This is a genomic window from Streptomyces sp. XY006 (genome assembly GCF_002237655.1).
GTDB lineage: Bacteria > Actinomycetota > Actinomycetes > Streptomycetales > Streptomycetaceae > Streptomyces > Streptomyces levis.
Genome location: NZ_NOKT01000015.1, coordinates 105,189 through 121,315, shown reverse-complemented (window position 1 = coordinate 121,315; position 16,127 = coordinate 105,189). Strand labels below are relative to the sequence as shown.

15 protein-coding genes and 1 tRNA gene are annotated in these 16,127 nt (G+C 71.5%); 10 read left to right on the top strand and 6 right to left on the bottom strand.

From position 1 onward, the window contains the following. Positions 1–100: 100 nt before the first annotated feature. The 8 genes from CHR28_RS19085 to CHR28_RS19050 all read left to right on the top strand — a co-directional run bounded on the left by CHR28_RS19085 (position 101) and on the right by CHR28_RS19050 (position 9,054). A complete protein-coding gene (locus tag CHR28_RS19085; protein WP_094054859.1) occupies positions 101–844 on the top strand; it encodes a YcnI family copper-binding membrane protein in 744 nt (247 codons plus the stop codon). Positions 845–940: 96 nt separating this feature from the next. Continuing rightward, on the top strand, positions 941–1,594 hold the full coding sequence (locus tag CHR28_RS19080; protein WP_094054858.1) for an SCO family protein: 654 nt from the start codon (positions 941–943) through the stop codon (positions 1,592–1,594). Then, positions 1,591–2,067: a copper chaperone PCu(A)C gene (locus CHR28_RS19075; protein ID WP_094054857.1), complete on the top strand. Its 477-nt coding sequence runs from the start codon at positions 1,591–1,593 to the stop codon at positions 2,065–2,067. Before CHR28_RS19080 ends, CHR28_RS19075 begins: the two co-directional genes overlap by 4 nt. Positions 2,068–2,080: 13 nt before the next feature. After that, a complete protein-coding gene (locus CHR28_RS19070) occupies positions 2,081–4,117 on the top strand; it encodes a copper resistance CopC/CopD family protein (RefSeq protein WP_094054856.1) in 2,037 nt (678 codons plus the stop codon). A 6-nt stretch (positions 4,118–4,123) separates the two neighbouring features. Beyond that, complete coding sequence (gene efeB / locus CHR28_RS19065; protein ID WP_094054855.1) at positions 4,124–5,413, top strand: iron uptake transporter deferrochelatase/peroxidase subunit; 1,290 nt, start codon at positions 4,124–4,126, stop codon at positions 5,411–5,413. Between the two features lie 61 nt (positions 5,414–5,474). Further along, the gene (gene pheA, locus CHR28_RS19060; protein ID WP_094054854.1) at positions 5,475–6,407 is read left to right on the top strand and encodes a prephenate dehydratase; all 933 of its coding nucleotides are present in this window, start codon (positions 5,475–5,477) and stop codon (positions 6,405–6,407) included. A gap of 554 nt (positions 6,408–6,961) precedes the next feature. Continuing rightward, positions 6,962–8,239, top strand: coding sequence for a serine--tRNA ligase (gene serS, locus CHR28_RS19055; RefSeq protein ID WP_094054853.1), 1,278 nt, complete (start codon positions 6,962–6,964; stop codon positions 8,237–8,239). Next, positions 8,236–9,054, top strand: coding sequence for an HAD family hydrolase (locus tag CHR28_RS19050; RefSeq protein ID WP_094054852.1), 819 nt, complete (start codon positions 8,236–8,238; stop codon positions 9,052–9,054). Before serS ends, CHR28_RS19050 begins: the two co-directional genes overlap by 4 nt. A 20-nt stretch (positions 9,055–9,074) precedes the next feature. Here the strand turns inward: CHR28_RS19050 and CHR28_RS19045 are convergent. The 6 genes from CHR28_RS19045 to CHR28_RS19020 form a co-directional block, all read right to left on the bottom strand. Beyond that, positions 9,075–9,161: transfer RNA gene (locus CHR28_RS19045), tRNA-Ser, on the bottom strand. A 423-nt stretch (positions 9,162–9,584) separates the two neighbouring features. Continuing rightward, positions 9,585–9,839: an SGM_3592 family protein gene (locus tag CHR28_RS19040; protein WP_094054851.1), complete on the bottom strand. Its 255-nt coding sequence runs from the start codon at positions 9,837–9,839 to the stop codon at positions 9,585–9,587. 113 nt (positions 9,840–9,952) lie between these two features. Further along, complete coding sequence (locus tag CHR28_RS19035) at positions 9,953–10,672, bottom strand: ABC transporter permease subunit (RefSeq protein WP_094054850.1); 720 nt, start codon at positions 10,670–10,672, stop codon at positions 9,953–9,955. 9 nt (positions 10,673–10,681) lie between these two features. Continuing rightward, positions 10,682–11,593, bottom strand: a complete 912-nt coding sequence (locus CHR28_RS19030) for an ABC transporter ATP-binding protein (protein WP_094054849.1) — start codon at positions 11,591–11,593, stop codon at positions 10,682–10,684. Beyond that, entirely contained in the window at positions 11,590–12,507 is a 918-nt protein-coding gene (locus CHR28_RS19025) for a hypothetical protein (protein ID WP_094054848.1), read from the bottom strand. The genes CHR28_RS19030 and CHR28_RS19025 overlap by 4 nt, the downstream gene beginning before the upstream one ends. Further along, entirely contained in the window at positions 12,497–13,465 is a 969-nt protein-coding gene (locus CHR28_RS19020; RefSeq protein WP_094054847.1) for an ABC transporter ATP-binding protein, read from the bottom strand. The genes CHR28_RS19025 and CHR28_RS19020 overlap by 11 nt, the downstream gene beginning before the upstream one ends. 168 nt (positions 13,466–13,633) lie before the next feature. On the opposite strand from CHR28_RS19020, the gene CHR28_RS19015 reads away from it, so the two are divergent. Together CHR28_RS19015 and CHR28_RS19010 are read left to right on the top strand one after the other, a co-directional pair. After that, on the top strand, positions 13,634–15,391 hold the full coding sequence (locus CHR28_RS19015) for an SDR family oxidoreductase (RefSeq protein ID WP_094054846.1): 1,758 nt from the start codon (positions 13,634–13,636) through the stop codon (positions 15,389–15,391). A gap of 179 nt (positions 15,392–15,570) precedes the next feature. Next, positions 15,571–16,119, top strand: coding sequence for an RNA 2'-phosphotransferase (locus CHR28_RS19010; protein WP_094054845.1), 549 nt, complete (start codon positions 15,571–15,573; stop codon positions 16,117–16,119). Positions 16,120–16,127: the final 8 nt, after the last annotated feature.

Genomic DNA, 16,127 nt, shown 5'->3' with positions numbered 1-16,127 from the left:
GGGTCCCCGGACGCCCGGGAGGAGGGGCCGCCGTCGTGCGGCACGCGCGCGTGCGCGATCCCTCTTCCTCATCCCGACTCACAGCGGAGTGCTCCCTTCCATGAAGGCTTCCCGTATCGCCGCGGCCGGTGCCGCCGCCGGTCTCACCGTTCTCGCCCTGTCCGCCCCCGCCTTCGCGCACGTCTCCGTGCAGCCCGAGGGCACGGCCGCCAAGGGCGGTTACGCGGTCGTCGACTTCAAGGTGCCGAACGAGCGCGACGACGCCTCCACCACCAAGCTGGAGGTCACCTTCCCGACCGACCACCCGCTGGCCTCCGTCATGCCGGAGCCGATGCCCGGCTGGAAGATCGAGGTCACCAAGTCCAAGCTGGACAAGCCGCTGGAGATGCACGGCGAGAAGATCACCGAGGCGGTCTCCAAGGTCACCTGGACCGCCGACGGCAAGGGCATCGAGCCCGGCTACTTCGAGAAGTTCCCGCTCTCCGTCGGCCAGCTGCCCGAGGACGCCGACCAGCTGGTCTTCAAGGCCCTGCAGACGTACTCCAACAAGGAGGTCGTCCGCTGGATCGAGGTGCCGCAGGAGGGCCAGGAGGAGCCCGACAACCCGGCCCCCGTGCTGGAGCTGTCCGCCGCCTCCGAGGACGGGCACCACGGCTCGGCGGCCGGTGAGGACGCCGACGCCGAGTCGGCCGAGAAGGCCTCCGCCGAGACCGCCGCGCACGACTCCGGCTCCTCCGACGGCACGGACACCACCGCCCGCGTCCTGGGCATCGTCGGCATCGTCGTCGGCGCCGCGGGTGTCGCCTACGGCGTGCTCGCCGGGCGTCGGCGCAGCAACGCCTGACGCCGCTTCCTCGCACGGCGCGCGCCGGGTGCCCGCCTCCGGTTCACGGAGGCACCCCGGTGCGCGCCGGGCCACCGACATCTGGGACATTTCTCTATGCGCACCAAGACCTTCGCCGCGGCCGCACTGCTCGCCGCCGCCTCCCTGACCCTGACCGCCTGCGGCAGCGGCGACGACAGCAACAAGCCCGTCGCCGTGGTGTCGGAGGAGGCCGGTACCGAGAAGGCCGCCACGGTCCTCGACAAGCCCTTCGAGAAGCCGGACCTGGTCCTCACCGACACCCAGGGCAAGAAGTACGACCTCCGCAAGGAGACCGCGGGCAAGCCCACGCTGATCTACTTCGGCTACACGCACTGCCCCGACGTCTGCCCGCTGACGATGAACAACATCGCCGTCGCCGCGAAGCAGCTCCCCAAGGCCGAGCAGGACGACCTGCGCGTCGTGTTCGTCACCACCGACCCCGAGCGCGACACCCCGGCCGAACTCGGCAAGTGGCTCAAGGGCATCGACTCCCGCTTCACCGGCCTCACCGGCGACTTCGCCACCGTCCAGGCCGGCGCCCGCACCCTCGGCATCTCCATCGACCCGCCGCGCAAGGACAAGAACGGCAAGGTCGTCTCCGAGCACGGCACCCAGGTCATCGCCTTCTCGCCGAAGACCGACGGCGGCTACGTGCTCTACGGCGAGGACGCCACCGTCGAGGACTACAGCAAGGATCTGCCCAAGATCCTCAAGGGGGAGACCCCGTGAGGCGACGGCTCGCCCCGACGGCCCTCGTCATAGCGGGGGCCCTGGCCCTGGCGGGCTGCGGCGGCTCGGACTCGGGCGGCGACGGCGGCTCGGGCGGCGAGGCGAAGCTCTCCGTCGGCTCCGCGTACATGCCGCAGCCGGTCTCCGACGAGATGGCGGCCGGTTTCCTCACCGTCACCAACAAGGGCGGCTCCGACGACGAGCTGACCTCGGTCAGCAGCGACATCGCCGGCCAGGTCACCGTGCACGAGACCACCGGCGGGGCCATGCAGGAGGTCGAGAGCCTCACGATCCCCGCCCACGGGCGGCTGGTGCTCAGGACCGGCGGCGACCACCTGATGTTCGAGCAGCTCAAGCGCAAGCCGAAGGAAGGCCAGACGGTCACCGTCGAGCTGCGCTTCGCCCACTCCGACCCCGTCGAGGTGGAGATGCCGGTGAAGGCCGCCACCTACACCCCGACGACCGGACACTGACGGAGGGACCCCTGTGACCCAGACCATCGCCCCCCGCGTCCGGACCCTGGTGCTGCTGCTCCTGGCCGCGGTCTGCGCCCTGCTCGCCGGGGCCGGCCCGGTCTCCGCGCACGCCGCGGTGACCGGCAGCGACCCGGCGCAGGGGGCGGTGGTCGACCAGGCCCCGTCCCGGATCTCGCTCACCTTCTCCGAGCAGGTCGCGCTCTCCGGCGACTCGCTGCGCGTGCTCGACCCCGAGGGCAAGCGCGTCGACACCGGCGAGCCGTCCGGCGTCGGCGGCACGACCTACGCCGTGCGCCTGCAGTCGGGCCTGTCCGACGGCACCTACACGGTGGCCTACCAGGTCGTCTCGGCGGACAGCCACCCCGTCGCCGGCGCCTATACCTTCTCGATCGGCGCCCCCTCCAAGACGTCTGTCGCGGTGTCCGGGCAGGGCGCCGACGACGGGGTCGTCGGCTGGCTGTACGGCTTCGGGCGGTACGTGTCGTACGCCGGGTTCATCGTTATGGCCGGTGGCGCCGCCTTCGTGCTCGCCTGCTGGCCGCGCGGCTCCGGAGTGCGGCCGGTGCAGCGGTTCGTCGTCTCCGGCTGGCTGGCGCTCACCGCCTCGACCCTCGCCCTGCTCCTGCTGCGCGGCTCCTTCACCGGCTCCGGGAAGGTCTCCGACGTCTTCGACCTGTCCCTGCTGGGGCAGGTCCTGCAGACCAAGACCGGTGCCGCCCTGGTCTCCCGGCTGCTGCTCCTCGCCGCCGCGGCGCTGTTCATCGCCGTGCTGTTCGGGGCGTACGACAAGCGTGAGGACCCGCAGGAGAAGCGGGACCTGAGCTTCGGGCTCGCCATCGGGGGCGTCGTCGTGGCCGCGGGGCTCGCCGCGAGCTGGGCGATGTCCGAGCACGCCTCGGTCGGGCTCCAGGCGGGCATCTCCATGCCGGTGGACGTCCTCCACCTGCTGGCCGTCGCCGCCTGGCTCGGCGGACTCGGCGCGCTCCTGGTCGCCCTGTACCGGGCGCCCGCCGACGCCCCGGTCGACGCGTCCGCCGTACGCCGCTTCTCCCGGGTCGCGTTCGGCAGCGTGCTCGTGCTGATCGTGACCGGGACGTACCAGTCCTGGCGCCAGCTCGGCTCCTGGTCGGCCTTCACCGACACCCGCTACGGACAGCTCCTCCTGGCGAAGATCGCCCTCGTCGTCGTCCTCGTCGGCGTCGCGTGGATCTCGCGCCGGTGGACGGGCCGGCTGGCGGAGGCGGTGCCGGCCGCGGCGGAGCGGACGAAGGTGCGGGCCGGGGCGGGAGCCTCGGGCGAGACGGACGCCCGCGCCGGTACCGGTACCCATGCTGGTGCCGGCACTCGCGCCGACGCCGCCGCGCCCACGGACGGTGAACCCACGGCCGGTGAACCCACCGCCGAAGAGTCCGCCGCCGAGGTGCCCGCCACCGAGCCCGTCGGCCCCGAACCCGCCGATCCCGAGCGCGCCGCGCAGCTCGCCCGGCAGCGGGCGGCCCGGGACGCCGCCCGGCAGAAGCGGCTGCGGGACGCGGACCCCCACCGCTTCGGGCTGCGCCGCTCGGTGCTGGCCGAGGCCGGCATCGCGGTCGTCCTGCTCGCCGTCACCACCGTGCTGACCCAGACCGAGCCGGGACGTACCGAGCAGGAGGCCAGGGCGGCCACCTCGTCGTCGTCCTCCGCCTCCGCCGACACGGGGACGTCCGGCGCACTCACCCTGAACATGCCCTTCGACACCGGCGGCCAGGACGGCAAGGGCGTCGTCACCATCGACCTCGACCCCGCCCGCGTGGGTGCCAACGAGATGCACGCGTACGTGGAGCGGCCCGACGGCAAGGCCTTCGACATCCCCGAGGTCAAGGTCGAGTTCACCCTCAAGGCCAAGGACATCGGGCCCCTGCCCGTCGTCCCCGACCACCTCGCTGCCGGACACTGGTCGGCGAACGGAGTGCAGATCCCCATGGCCGGCGACTGGCAGGTCGACGTGACCGTGCGGACCTCCGAGATCGACGAGGTGACCGTCACCAAGAACGCGCAGATCGGCTGAACGACCATGCCCGACCAGTCCATCCCCCAGGCCCGCACCCGTGAGGCCGCCCCGGAGAACGCCGTGGCGGCCGCCGCCCACGGGGGCATCTCCCGGCGGCGGCTGCTCGGTACCGCCGGTGCCACCGGGCTCGTGCTCGGCACGGCGGGCACCGCGGCGGGATACGCCGCCGCCCCCTCCGAGGCGGCCGTTCCGCTCACCTCACTCGGCACCGACCGGGCGATGTTTCACGGGAAACATCAGCCCGGCATCACCGACGGCCTCCAGGCCCGCGGCCATCTCGTCGCCTTCGACCTGGCGGCGGGCGCCGGCCGCAAGGAGGCCGCGGCCCTGCTCCGCCGCTGGTCGGAGACGGCCCGGCGGCTGATGGCGGGCGAGCCGAGCGCCCACGGCGACACCGACGTGGCCCGCGACGCGGGACCCTCGTCGCTGACCCTCACCTTCGGCTTCGGGCACAGCTTCTTCGCCCGGACGGGCCTGGAGAAGCAGCGTCCGGTGGCCCTGGACCCGCTGCCCGAGTTCTCCTCCGACCGCCTCGACAAGAACCGCAGCAACGGCGACCTGTGGGTCCAGATCGGTGCGAACGACGCCCTGGTCGCCTTCCACGCCCTGCGCGCGATCCAGAAGGACGCGGGGCGGGCCGCCAAGGTGCGGTGGCAGATGAACGGCTTCAACCGCTCGCCCGGCGCCACTGCCCACCCCATGACCGCCCGCAACCTCATGGGCCAGATCGACGGCACCCGGAACCCCAAGCCGGGCGAGCCCGACTTCGACCGGCGGATCTTCGTCCCTGAGAAGGGTGAACCGGCCTGGATGGCGAACGGCTCCTACGCCGTCGTCCGCCGGATCCGCATGCTCCTCGACGACTGGGAGAAGCTCTCCGTCACGGCGCAGGAGGCCGTCATCGGGCGCCGCAAGGCCGACGGGGCGGCGCTGTCCGGCGGCACCGAGACGACCGCGATGGACCTGGAGAAGACGGACGCCGAGGGCAACCTCGTCGTCCCGATCAACGCCCACGCCCGCATCACCCGGCCGGACCAGAACGGCGGCGCCGCCATGCTCCGCCGCCCCTTCTCCTTCCACGACGGCATCAACCACGACGGCATGCCCGACGCCGGTCTGCTCTTCATCTGCTGGCAGGCCGATCCGCTGCGCGGCTTCGTCCCGGTGCAGCGCAAGCTCGACCGGGGCGACGCCCTGTCGCCGTTCATCCGGCACGAGTCGAGCGGGCTGTTCGCGGTGCCGGGCGGGGCGGCGGAGGGCGAGTACGTGGGGCAGAAGTTGCTGGAGGGGTGAAGCTGGCCTGTGTGCGGGCTTGTGGGGGATAGCGCTTCCGCGAGCCCATTAGGGTGAGCTCATGCCAGCGAGCTATGCGTATCTCGGCCCCGAGGGCACCTTCACCGAAGTCGCCCTGCGTACGCTTCCCGAGGCCGCCACCCGGGAGCTCATCCCGTACGTGTCCGTCCAGTCCGCGCTCGACGCGGTACGCGCCGGCGAGGCCGAGGCCGCGTTCGTGCCGATCGAGAACTCCGTCGAGGGCGGCATCACCACCACGCTCGACGAGCTCGTCGCCGGTGCCCCGCTGATGATCTACCGCGAGGTGCTGCTCTCCATCACCTTCGCGCTGCTCGTCCGCCCGGGCACGACGCTGTCGGACATCAAGACCGTCTCCGCGCACCCGGCCGCCCAGCCGCAGGTGCGCAACTGGCTGCGGAAGCACCTGCCGGACGCGCACTGGGAGTCGGCCGCCTCGAACGCGGACGCCGCGCGGCTGGTCCAGGAGGGCCAGTACGACGCCGCCTTCGCGGGTGAGTTCGCCGCCGCGCGCTACGGTCTCGAGGCCCTGGAGACCGGGATCCACGACGCCGAGAACGCCCAGACGCGGTTCGTGCTGGTCGGCCGGCCCGCACGGCCCGCCGCCCCGACCGGCGCGGACAAGACCTCCGTCGTGCTGTGGCAGCGCGACGACCACCCCGGCGGTCTGCGCGACCTGCTCGGCGAGTTCGCCACCCGGGGCATCAACCTGATGCTGCTCCAGTCCCGCCCGACCGGTGCCGGCATCGGCAACTACTGCTTCTGCATCGACGCCGAGGGCCACATCTCCGACCGCCGGGTGGCCGAGGCCTTGATGGGCCTGAAGCGGATCTGTCTCCAGGTGCGCTACCTGGGCTCGTATCCGCGTGCCGACATGCAGCCGGCGGAGGTGCGGCCGCCGCGGCTCGGTACGTCGGACGAGGAGTTCGTGGCGGCGGCGGACTGGGTCGCCCGGTGCCAGGACGGCCGCTTCTAGCGGTCGCTTCCCGGGGTGGTCGTGGGCGCTCCTGGGCGGTCGTACCTGCTGATAGTCGTTATCCACAGAAGTTATCCACAGGTCCGCTTCTCGACCTGGGGACAAGTCGACAACGAACCATGAGGCAGTCGACAAATCGCCCTACAGGCCCCTGATGCGTCCATCGACGGGCAGGTCACCCTTCGTCCACCGTTTCCCCTTGCGTCACTCTTTGGAGTGACCCGTTTCCACTCGAAAGTGAGGGTAGAGGGGGTTTGCGGCGGGAATTCTCAAGGACGATCCCGCCTTCCGAAGTGATCAATTCCGACGTCCACAGATCTTCCACACAGCCTGTGGATAACTCTTCCGCGGGTGTGGATCCCTGTGGACAACCAAACCCCAAGTCCCGCTTCCCACAAGGGATTCGAGTCAAGGCGACGCCCGCCGGATGCCTCGTTCCGGGGAGAGGCATCCTCTTTTATTGACACTGCACGCAATTGCCTCATAACGGTACGTAAGGCGCGACAGGAATAGTGAGTCGTGGGCGGTCATCCCACACCGGTAGCCTGGGGCGCGTGATTGACCTTCGCCTGCTCCGTGAGGACCCCGACCGTGTGCGCGCGTCCCAGCGCGCCCGTGGAGAGGACGTCGCGCTCGTCGACTCCCTCCTGTCTGCCGACGAGCGGCGCAGGTCGTCCGGCGTCCGCTTCGACGAGCTGCGCGCCGAGCAGAAGGCGCTCGGCAAGCTGATCCCCAAGGCGTCCGGGGACGAGAAGGCCGAGCTGCTGAAGAAGGCGAGCCAGCTCGCCGCCGACGTCAAGGCCGCCGACGCGGAGCGCGACGCCGCGGCCGCCGAGACCCAGCAGCTGCTGGAGAAGCTCGGCAACCTCGTCCACCCGGACGTGCCCGTGGGCGGCGAGGAGGACTTCGTCACGCTGGAGACGCACGGCACGATCCGCGACTTCGCCGCCGAGGGCTTCGAGCCCCGCGACCACCTGGAGCTCGGCCACCTCCTCGGCGCGATCGACGTCGAGCGCGGCGCCAAGGTCTCCGGCTCCCGCTTCTACTTCCTCACGGGCGTGGGCGCCCTGCTGGAGCTCGCCCTGGTGAACGCGGCGATGGCCCAGGCCACGGCGGCCGGCTTCACGCCGATGCTGACCCCGGCCCTGGTCCGCCCCCAGTCCATGGCGGGCACGGGCTTCCTCGGCCAGGCCTCCCAGGACGTCTACCACCTCCAGGACGACGACCTCTACCTGGTCGGCACCTCCGAGGTCGCGCTCGCGGCGTACCACATGGACGAGATCCTCGACGCCGAGCGCCTCCCGCTGCGCTACGCGGGCTTCTCGCCCTGCTTCCGCCGTGAGGCCGGCTCGCACGGCAAGGACACCCGCGGCATCTTCCGCGTGCACCAGTTCGACAAGGTCGAGATGTTCTCCTATGTCGCCCCGGAGGACTCGCAGGCCGAGCACCAGCGGCTGCTGGACTGGGAGAAGCAGTGGCTGACCTCGCTGGAACTGCCGTTCCGGGTCATCGACGTGGCCTCCGCCGACCTCGGCTCCTCGGCCGCCCGCAAGTTCGACTGCGAGGCGTGGATCCCGACCCAGGGCAAGTACCGCGAGCTGACCTCGACCTCGGACTGCACCGAGTTCCAGTCCCGCCGCCTGTCGATCCGCGTCCGTGAGGGCAAGCAGGTCCGCCCGCTGGCCACGCTCAACGGCACGCTCTGCGCCGTCCCGCGCACCATCGTGGCGATCCTGGAGAACCATCAGCAGCCCGACGGCTCGGTGCGCGTGCCCGAGGTGCTGCGCCCGTACCTGGGCGGCCGGGAGGTCCTGGAGCCGGTGGCCAAGTGAGCGACACGGCTCCCTCGGGCGGCTTCCCGTACAAGCTCGTCGCCACGGACCTCGACGGCACGCTGCTGCGTTCCGACGACTCGGTGTCCGCGCGCACCCGTGACGCGCTCGCCGCCGCCACCTCGGCGGGCGCGGCGCACATCGTCGTCACCGGCCGCGCGGTCCCCTGGACCCGGCACATCCTCGACGACCTCGGCTACGAGGGGCTGGCCGTCTGCGGCCAGGGCGCGCAGGTCTACGACGCCGGCGCCCGCCGTCTGCTGACCTCGGTCACGCTGGACCGCCAGCTCGCCGGGGTGGCCCTGGCCAAGATCGAGGCGGAGGTCGGTCCGCTGTACCTGGCCGCGAGCCGCGACGGCCTGGACGGCGAGGTGCTGGTGGGCCCGGGCTACGCGGCGCACGGCAATCTGCCCGCGACCCCCTTCACGGACGCGTCCGACCTGTGGACCGCGCCCCTGAACAAGCTGTACATCCAGCACCCGACCCTGTCGGACGACGAGCTGTGCGAGGCGGCCACCCGGACCGCCGGCGGTTTCGTCACCGTCACGATGGCGGGCCCGGGCATCGTCGAGCTGCTCCCCCTGGGCCTGTCCAAGGCCACCGGCCTGTCGCTGGCGGCCCGTCGGCTCAAGCTGAAGGCGGCCGACACGATCGCCTTCGGCGACATGCCCAACGACATACCGATGTTCGCCTGGGCCTCCTACGGTGTCGCCATGGCCGACGCCCACGAGGAGCTGAAGGCGGTGGCCGACGAGGTGACGTCCTCCAACGAGGAGGACGGGATCGCGGTGGTGCTGGAGCGGTTGCTGGGCTGAACCTTCGTGTCGCTGTGCGGCGGAGGATGCACGGATCGAACGTGCGCGGGCCTTCCAGCCCGACCATGGCTTAGCAAGCCAGTGCCTTACCACTCGGCCAATCCTCCGGGTGGGCGGCCCACGCGAGATGCGACTCGCGTGCTCGAAGCGGCCGCCCCGGGCAGCTCCCCGTGCGGGGCGCGGCTCCACGGAGAGGTGGCGACTACTCCGGAGCCTGCCGCGGGCTGCCCTGAAGGGAGCTGGACGTACTGCCGTGCATGGACATCGTCCCGCTCCTCTCCCAGACGTGACGCCGGGCTCCTCGCCCGGCAGGGACACGACTACTGTGCCTGCCGGGCGAAAAGGACGCCATCGATTAAATCGACGTGCTGAGCAGGACCGGCCGGTGGCCGGGAGGCCCCTCAAGCGGCGGTGGCCGGAAGGCCTTGAGCGGCAGTGGCCGGAAGGCCTTGCGCGGCCGAAGGCCGTCGAGCGGCGGCCGTGGCCGGAGGATCCTCCAGCGGCCGGGGCGGGAGACCTGAGCGCGGCGGCTAGCGCTTGCGCCACCTGCGTCGGCGGGACTTGCTGAAGAACCAGCCCGCGGGCGGCTCGTCGGAGCGCCAGGGCTGCGGCTCCGGTGCCTCGCGGCGCCAGCGCGCGGCGAGCATCCGGGCCCGGGCCGACGGCTCGGAGGTCTCCGCGGAGCGTATGAAGTCGTCGTCCAGGACCAGCTCGCCCCAGGTGTCGTCCCCCGGCCCGGATCCCGGCTGCTCGCGGTCGTCGTACCGAGCGCTTCCGTCCGCCATGCCTGTCCCTCCCTGCCGTACGACTCCCTGCGGTGTACCTGTGTCCCGTACCTGTGTCCCGTTCGCTCAGTGTGCCCTGACGGAGGTGAAGCCCCCGTCAGGGCCCGGGCACGTCACTCCTCGCCGGCCAGCGTGAGCGAGCGCAGCTTCTGACCGGCGTACCAGGTGGCCAGCACCGTGACGGCGACCAGCAGCACCGTCGCCGTGGTCAGGCCCACGTCCGAGGTCACCAGCTCCCCGCCGGCCACCTTCTGCGCCACCGCCAGCGACCACTGCTGGACGCTCAGCGTGCGCGCGCCCGGCACCAGGGAGCCGAACAGGGCCTCCCAGACCAGGGCGTAGACCAGGCCGAACACCACGGCGTGCCGCGAGACCGTGCCGAGCAGCAGGAACAGGGCCGCGTAGGCGATGGACGCGACCAGGGCCGCCACCGTGTAGGCCACGGCGACCTGCTGGCCGTTGCCGTTGAGGATGAAACCGGCGATGAGCGTCGGCACCGCGGAGAACACCATGGTCACGGCGATGGCGACGATCAGCTTGGTGAAGATGATGGTCGGCCGCTTGATCGGCTTGGACAGCAGGTACACCACCGAGCCGTCGTCGATCTCCGGGCCGATGGCGCCGGTGCCGGCGATGACGCCGATGATCGGCACCATTGTGGCCAGGGCGAGGCCGCCGAGCAGGTCGGACGCCGTCTGGTCGTCCGCTCCGGCCAGGCCGCGCACCGCCACGGCGATCACGATCAGCAGCAGCGGCAGCGCGCCGAGGATGAGGGCCCGGCGGCGGCCGAGCAGGGCCCGGTAGGTGAGCCGGGCGACTGTGGGGTCGTACATCAGGGCCTCCTACGCCGCGACCAGGTACGAGAAGACGGACTCGAGGGACTCGTCGGACGGCGAGACCGTGAGCAGCCGGATGCCGTGGTCCCTGGCGACCCTGGGCAGCAGCGCGGTGAAGCGGCCGAAGTCGACGGCCTGGATGCGCAGCGCGCCCTCGGCGTGGTCGACCTCGATGCCGGACGTCGACGGGTCGGCGATCAGCGCGGCCGCAAGGGCGCGGTCGTCGCTGGAACGCACCAGGTAGCGGTGCGGCCGGTCAGTCATCAGGCGGCGGATCTTGCGGAAGTCGCCGCTGGCCGCGTGCCGCCCGGCGACGACCACCTCGATGTGCCAGGCGAGCTGCTCGACCTCTTCGAGGATGTGGGACGAGAACAGGACCGTGCGGCCCTCGTCCCCCATGCGGCGCAGCAGGTCCATCAGCTGCATGCGCTGGCGCGGGTCCATGCCGTTGAAGGGCTCGTCGAGCAGCAGCAGCGACGGGTCGTGCACGAGCGCGGAGGCCATCTTCACGCGCTGGCGCATGCCCTTGGAGTACGTCTGGATCTTGCGGTCCTGCGCGTACTCCATCTCGACCGTGGCCAGGGCCCGCTGGGCCGCCTTGGCGCCCAGGCCGTGCAGTTCGGCGTTGGCGAGGACGAACTCCTTGCCGGTGAGGAAGTCGTACATCGCCTCCCGCTCGGGGACGACGCCGATGTGCTTGTAGATCTCCTCGTTGCGCCAGACCGGCTGCCCGTCGAGGGTGACCGTGCCGGTGGAGGGGGCCAGGAAGCCGCCCATCATGTTGATGAGGGTGGACTTCCCGGCGCCGTTGGGGCCGAGCAGGCCCGTGACGCCGGGGCCGATGGTCATGGTGATGTCGTTGACGGCGACCACGTTGCCGAACCAGCGGGAGACGTGGTCGATGGAGAGCGTGGTCACAGTCCCACCTTCTTGTAGCGGCGCATCAGGAGGCCGTAGCTCGCCGCGATCAGGCCGAGGGCGACGAGGACGAAGACGACGCCCTCGGCGGTGCTCGGGCCCACCCCGCCGGGGAAGGCCGCGGTCGCGCCCAGGAACGCCGACTGCACACCGTCGACGAGGGTGATCGGCGAGAACAGCCCGATCCACGGCACGGCGTCGCCGCTGCCCTGGGCGTCGGCGATGGCCTGGAGGGTGGAGACCGCGCCGTAGCTGATGGTCAGCACGGCGATCACGGCCGCGATGCCGAAGCCGCGGCGCGGGGTGAAGGAGGCGATGACCAGGCCGATGCCGGCGAAGAGCAGCGAGAGCAGTGCCACGGAGACGAGTCCCTGTGCGAATCCCTTGGTCTGGTCGGCGAAGTCGAGCTTGGCCAGCAGAGCGCCGACGTAGAGCACCAGCAGGGGAGCGGCCGTGAGGACGAACAGCGCCGAGGCCAGTGCCGCGAACTTGGCGCGGACGTAGTCGGCGGTCTCGATCGGCCGCGAGAAGTAGAGGGGGACCGTCTTGAAGCGCAGGTCGCGCGAGACGGACTGGGGTGCCTGCGAGGCGACGTACAGGCTGATGACCGCCTGCATGACGATCGCGTAGCGCGTGTAGTCCAGGGGCAGTTCCTTGGCCTTGGTGGCGACCGCGACGGCGACCATGATGGCCGCGGGCACGCACATCACCACGAACAGCAGCATCGGCAGGACCTTGGACTTCACCGAGCGGCCCAGGCCGTAGGCGCCGCGCAGCGACTGCGAGTACAGGGAGCGGCGGGCGTAGGCGCGGCCCAGGCGCGGGCCGTCGTAGCTGCGGTAGCCGATGTTGTGGATGCGGGTCTGGTCACCCGGTGCCGGGACGGATGTCCCCGTGGAGTGCTCAACCGCCATGGCCGACCGCCTCCTTCCGCTGCTCGTTCCGATCGTCGGCCGTGAAGACCTCGGAGATGTGGTGCCGGCGCTGTTCCATGCGCACCAGGCCGAGGCCGAGGTCGGCGATCACGTCTCTGACCAGGTCGTACGTCTCTTCGCCCTGTGCGGTCAGGTGCAGGATGTGACCCGCGCCGGGCAGGCCGCTGCCGTCCTCGACGCTCACCCCGCGCGCGTGCAGCGCCTCGCGGACCGCCCGGGTGCCGTCCGGGTGCTCGTCGGTGTCGGTGACCTCGATCGCGAGGGTCGTGGTGATCTGTGTGAAGTCCGTGGTGGAGCTGGAGCGCAGCAGCTTGCCGCCGTCGATGACGACGACGTGGTCGCAGGTGCGCTCCAGTTCGCCCAGGAGGTGCGAGGTGACCAGGACCGAGATGCCGAAGTCGGTGTGGATCCGGCGGATCAGGCCGAGCATCTCGTCGCGGCCGACCGGGTCCAGGCCGTTGGTCGGCTCGTCGAGGAAGACCAGCTGCGGGTCGTGGACGAGGGCCTGCGCGAGCTTCACGCGCTGCTTCATGCCGGTCGAGTAGCCGCCGATGGGGCGGTAGCGCTCCTCGTACAGGCCGACGTGGCGCAGGGTGTCGGCCGTGCGCTCGCGCGCGGCCGTGGGCGGCAGGCCGGACATGCGCGCCATGTGGACGACGAACTCGGTGGCCGAGACGTCCGGCGGCAGGCAGTCGTGCTCGGGCATGTACCCGACCCGCTCGCGGATGGCGGCGCCCTTGGTGGCGACGTCCAGGCCGAGCACTTCGGCGCGGCCCTCGGTGGCGGGGGACAGACCCAGCAGGATCTTGATCAGTGTGGACTTGCCGGCTCCGTTGGCTCCGACGAGTCCGGTCACACCGGGCCCGACGTCCACGGAGAGCCGGTCAAGCGCGGTCACCCGGGGGAACCGCTTGCTCAGGCTTTCGGTCGCGATCACAGTCACGCTACGACGGTAGGGGCCGGGCGCGTGGCGGTCGTCACTCCGCAGAGCTGTCTTGGGGTCAGCCTCGAGTATTACGCGCCCTTAGGGGACCTGGTTCCTGAGAGTTACCACGGCCGGGGAGGCGCTATTGACGAACTCTCTAACAACTGCCAGATTCGCCGGATGACGTTGCTCACGGGCGCGCGGGAGCGCAGGGTACGGACCGGCGGAGTCGAGCTGTGCGTGGCCGAGCTGGGTGATCCGGGACGGCCGACGGTCGTCCTCGTGCACGGCTACCCGGACAGCAAGGAGGTGTGGTCCGAGGTCGCCGCACGGCTCGCCGGGGACTTCCACGTGGTCGCCTACGACGTCCGCGGCCACGGCCGGTCCACGGCTCCGCGGCCCCTGCGCGGCGGATTCACGCTGGAGAAGCTGACGGACGACTTCCTGGCCGTCGCGGACGCGGTGAGCCCGGACCGCCCGGTGCACCTGGTCGGGCACGACTGGGGATCGGTGCAGGCCTGGGAGTTCACCACCGTCCGGCGCACCGAGGGCCGCATCGCCTCCTTCACGTCGATGTCCGGGCCGTCCCTGGACCACTTCGCCCACTGGATCGACCGGCGTGTGAAGCGCCCCACCCCGCGCAAGGTCGGCCAGCTCCTCGGGCAGGGCGCCCGGTCCTGGTACGTGTACCTGCTGCACACGCCCGTGCTGCCCGAGCTCGCCTGGCGCGGCCCCCTCGGCAAGCGCTGGCCGAAGGTCCTGGAGCGGGTCGAGCGGGTGCCCCGGGGCGACTACCCCACCGCGTCCCTGCCCTCGGACGCCGCCCACGGGGCCTGGCTGTACCGGGACAACGTCCGGCCCCGGATGCGCGGCCCGCGCCCGGACGCGTACGCCCACGCGCCCGTCCAGGTCATCACGCCGCTGGAGGACCGGTTCCTGTCGGAGCGGCTCGACGAGGAGCTGGAGCGGTGGGTTCCGCGGCTGACCCGCCGGACGATCCAGGCGGGTCACTGGATCCCGCGGACCCGCCCGGACCGGGTGGCCGCCTGGATCGGGGAGTTCGTGACGTCCGTGGAGAGCGGCGGCACGCCGGCGGTGGCGAGCGGGCCGCACGCCGAGCGGTTCTCCGGGCAGTTGGTGCTGGTCACCGGCGCGGGCAGCGGCATCGGGCGGGCCACGGCGCTGGCATTCGCCGCGGCGGGCGCGCGCGTGGTGGCCGTCGACCGGAACGCCGAGGCGGCGGCCCGGACCGCCGAGTCGGCCCGCCGGGCCGGCGCGCCGGAGGCCTGGGCGGAACCGGCCGACGTCTCCGACGAGCAGGCCATGGAGAAGCTCGCCGAGAAGGTCACCAGCGCGTACGGCGTGGTGGACGTCCTGGTCAACAACGCCGGCATCGGGCTGTCCGGCTCGTTCTTCGACACCACGACGGAGGACTGGAAGAAGGTCCTCGACGTCAACCTGTGGGGCGTGATCCACGGCTGCCGGCTCCTCGGCCGGCGGATGGCCGAGCGGGGGCAGGGCGGTCACATCGTCAACGTGGCCTCCGCCGCCGCCTACCAGCCGTCCCAGGCCCTGCCCGCCTACAGCACCTCCAAGGCGGCCGTGCTGATGCTCAGCGAGTGCCTGCGCGCGGAACTCGCCGGGCAGGGGATCGGCGTGACGGCGGTCTGCCCCGGCTTCGTCAACACCGCCATCACGTCGACGGCACGCTTCGCCGGGGTCGACGGGCCGGAGGAGAAGCGGCTCCAGCAGCGCGCCGCCCGCCTGTACCGGCTGCGCGCCTATCCGCCGGAGAAGGTCGCCCGGGCCGTTCTGCGGGCGGTCGCGCGCGACGAACCCGTGGTCGCGGTGACCCCGGAGGCCCGGACCGCCCGGGTGCTCTCGCGGCTCGCGCCGGGGGTGCTGCGGATGATCGCCCGGGTCCGGCCTCCGGTGTGACGCCTCGCCAAACACCGTGCGGTGAGGGCCAGTTGTCCACAGCGTCGGCCATATTCCCTGTGGATAACACCACTTGGTTGTGGATCAAACCCGAAGAGTGAAACTCGATCGCGTGATTCACGTCTCTCCCCCACTCTGGTGGCATGAACAAACTGGGTGGGACGGACAACCCTGGCGGGATGGACGAGAGACGCACCGTGAAGGTGTCGAAGTACCTGTCGAAGCACCTGCGCCACCAGCCGGAGCGGATCGGGCTCACGCTCGACGAGGCCGGCTGGGTGGAGATCGACACCCTCATCGAAGCGGCCGCCGCCCACGGCTTCCGGTTCACCCGCGACGAGCTCGATCACGTGGTCGCCACCAACGACAAGCGGCGCTTCGCCATCGAGGGCACCCGCATCCGCGCCAGCCAGGGCCACAGCATCGAGGTCGACCTCGGCCTGCCGACGGCGACCCCGCCCGCGCACCTCTACCACGGCACGGTCGCCCGCCATCTGGACGCGATCCGGGCCGAAGGGCTGCGGCCGATGAACCGGCATGCCGTGCACCTCTCGCCCGACCGTGAGACGGCGACCCGTGTCGGCGCCCGCCGCGGCCGCCCGGTCGTCCTGACGGTGGACGCCGGCGCCATGCACCGCGACGGCCACGTCTTCCACATCAGCGCGAACGGCGTATGGCTGACCCAGGCCGTTCCCTCGCGCTATCTGCGCTTTCCCGATCCCCGCTGACCTGCCGC

What these genes read in the sequence shown, in the direction of transcription:
- pheA (WP_094054854.1), top strand. Translation starts at nt 5,475, where the DNA reads ATGCCAGCGAGCTATGCGTATCTCGGCCCCGAGGGCACCTTCACCGAA.
- CHR28_RS19025 (WP_094054848.1), bottom strand. Translation starts at nt 12,507, where the DNA reads ATGGCGGTTGAGCACTCCACGGGGACATCCGTCCCGGCACCGGGTGAC.
- CHR28_RS19015 (WP_094054846.1), top strand. Translation starts at nt 13,634, where the DNA reads ATGACGTTGCTCACGGGCGCGCGGGAGCGCAGGGTACGGACCGGCGGA.
- CHR28_RS19035 (WP_094054850.1), bottom strand. Translation starts at nt 10,672, where the DNA reads ATGTACGACCCCACAGTCGCCCGGCTCACCTACCGGGCCCTGCTCGGC.
- efeB (WP_094054855.1), top strand. Translation starts at nt 4,124, where the DNA reads ATGCCCGACCAGTCCATCCCCCAGGCCCGCACCCGTGAGGCCGCCCCG.
- CHR28_RS19080 (WP_094054858.1), top strand. Translation starts at nt 941, where the DNA reads ATGCGCACCAAGACCTTCGCCGCGGCCGCACTGCTCGCCGCCGCCTCC.
- CHR28_RS19040 (WP_094054851.1), bottom strand. Translation starts at nt 9,839, where the DNA reads ATGGCGGACGGAAGCGCTCGGTACGACGACCGCGAGCAGCCGGGATCC.
- CHR28_RS19010 (WP_094054845.1), top strand. Translation starts at nt 15,571, where the DNA reads ATGGACGAGAGACGCACCGTGAAGGTGTCGAAGTACCTGTCGAAGCAC.
- CHR28_RS19085 (WP_094054859.1), top strand. Translation starts at nt 101, where the DNA reads ATGAAGGCTTCCCGTATCGCCGCGGCCGGTGCCGCCGCCGGTCTCACC.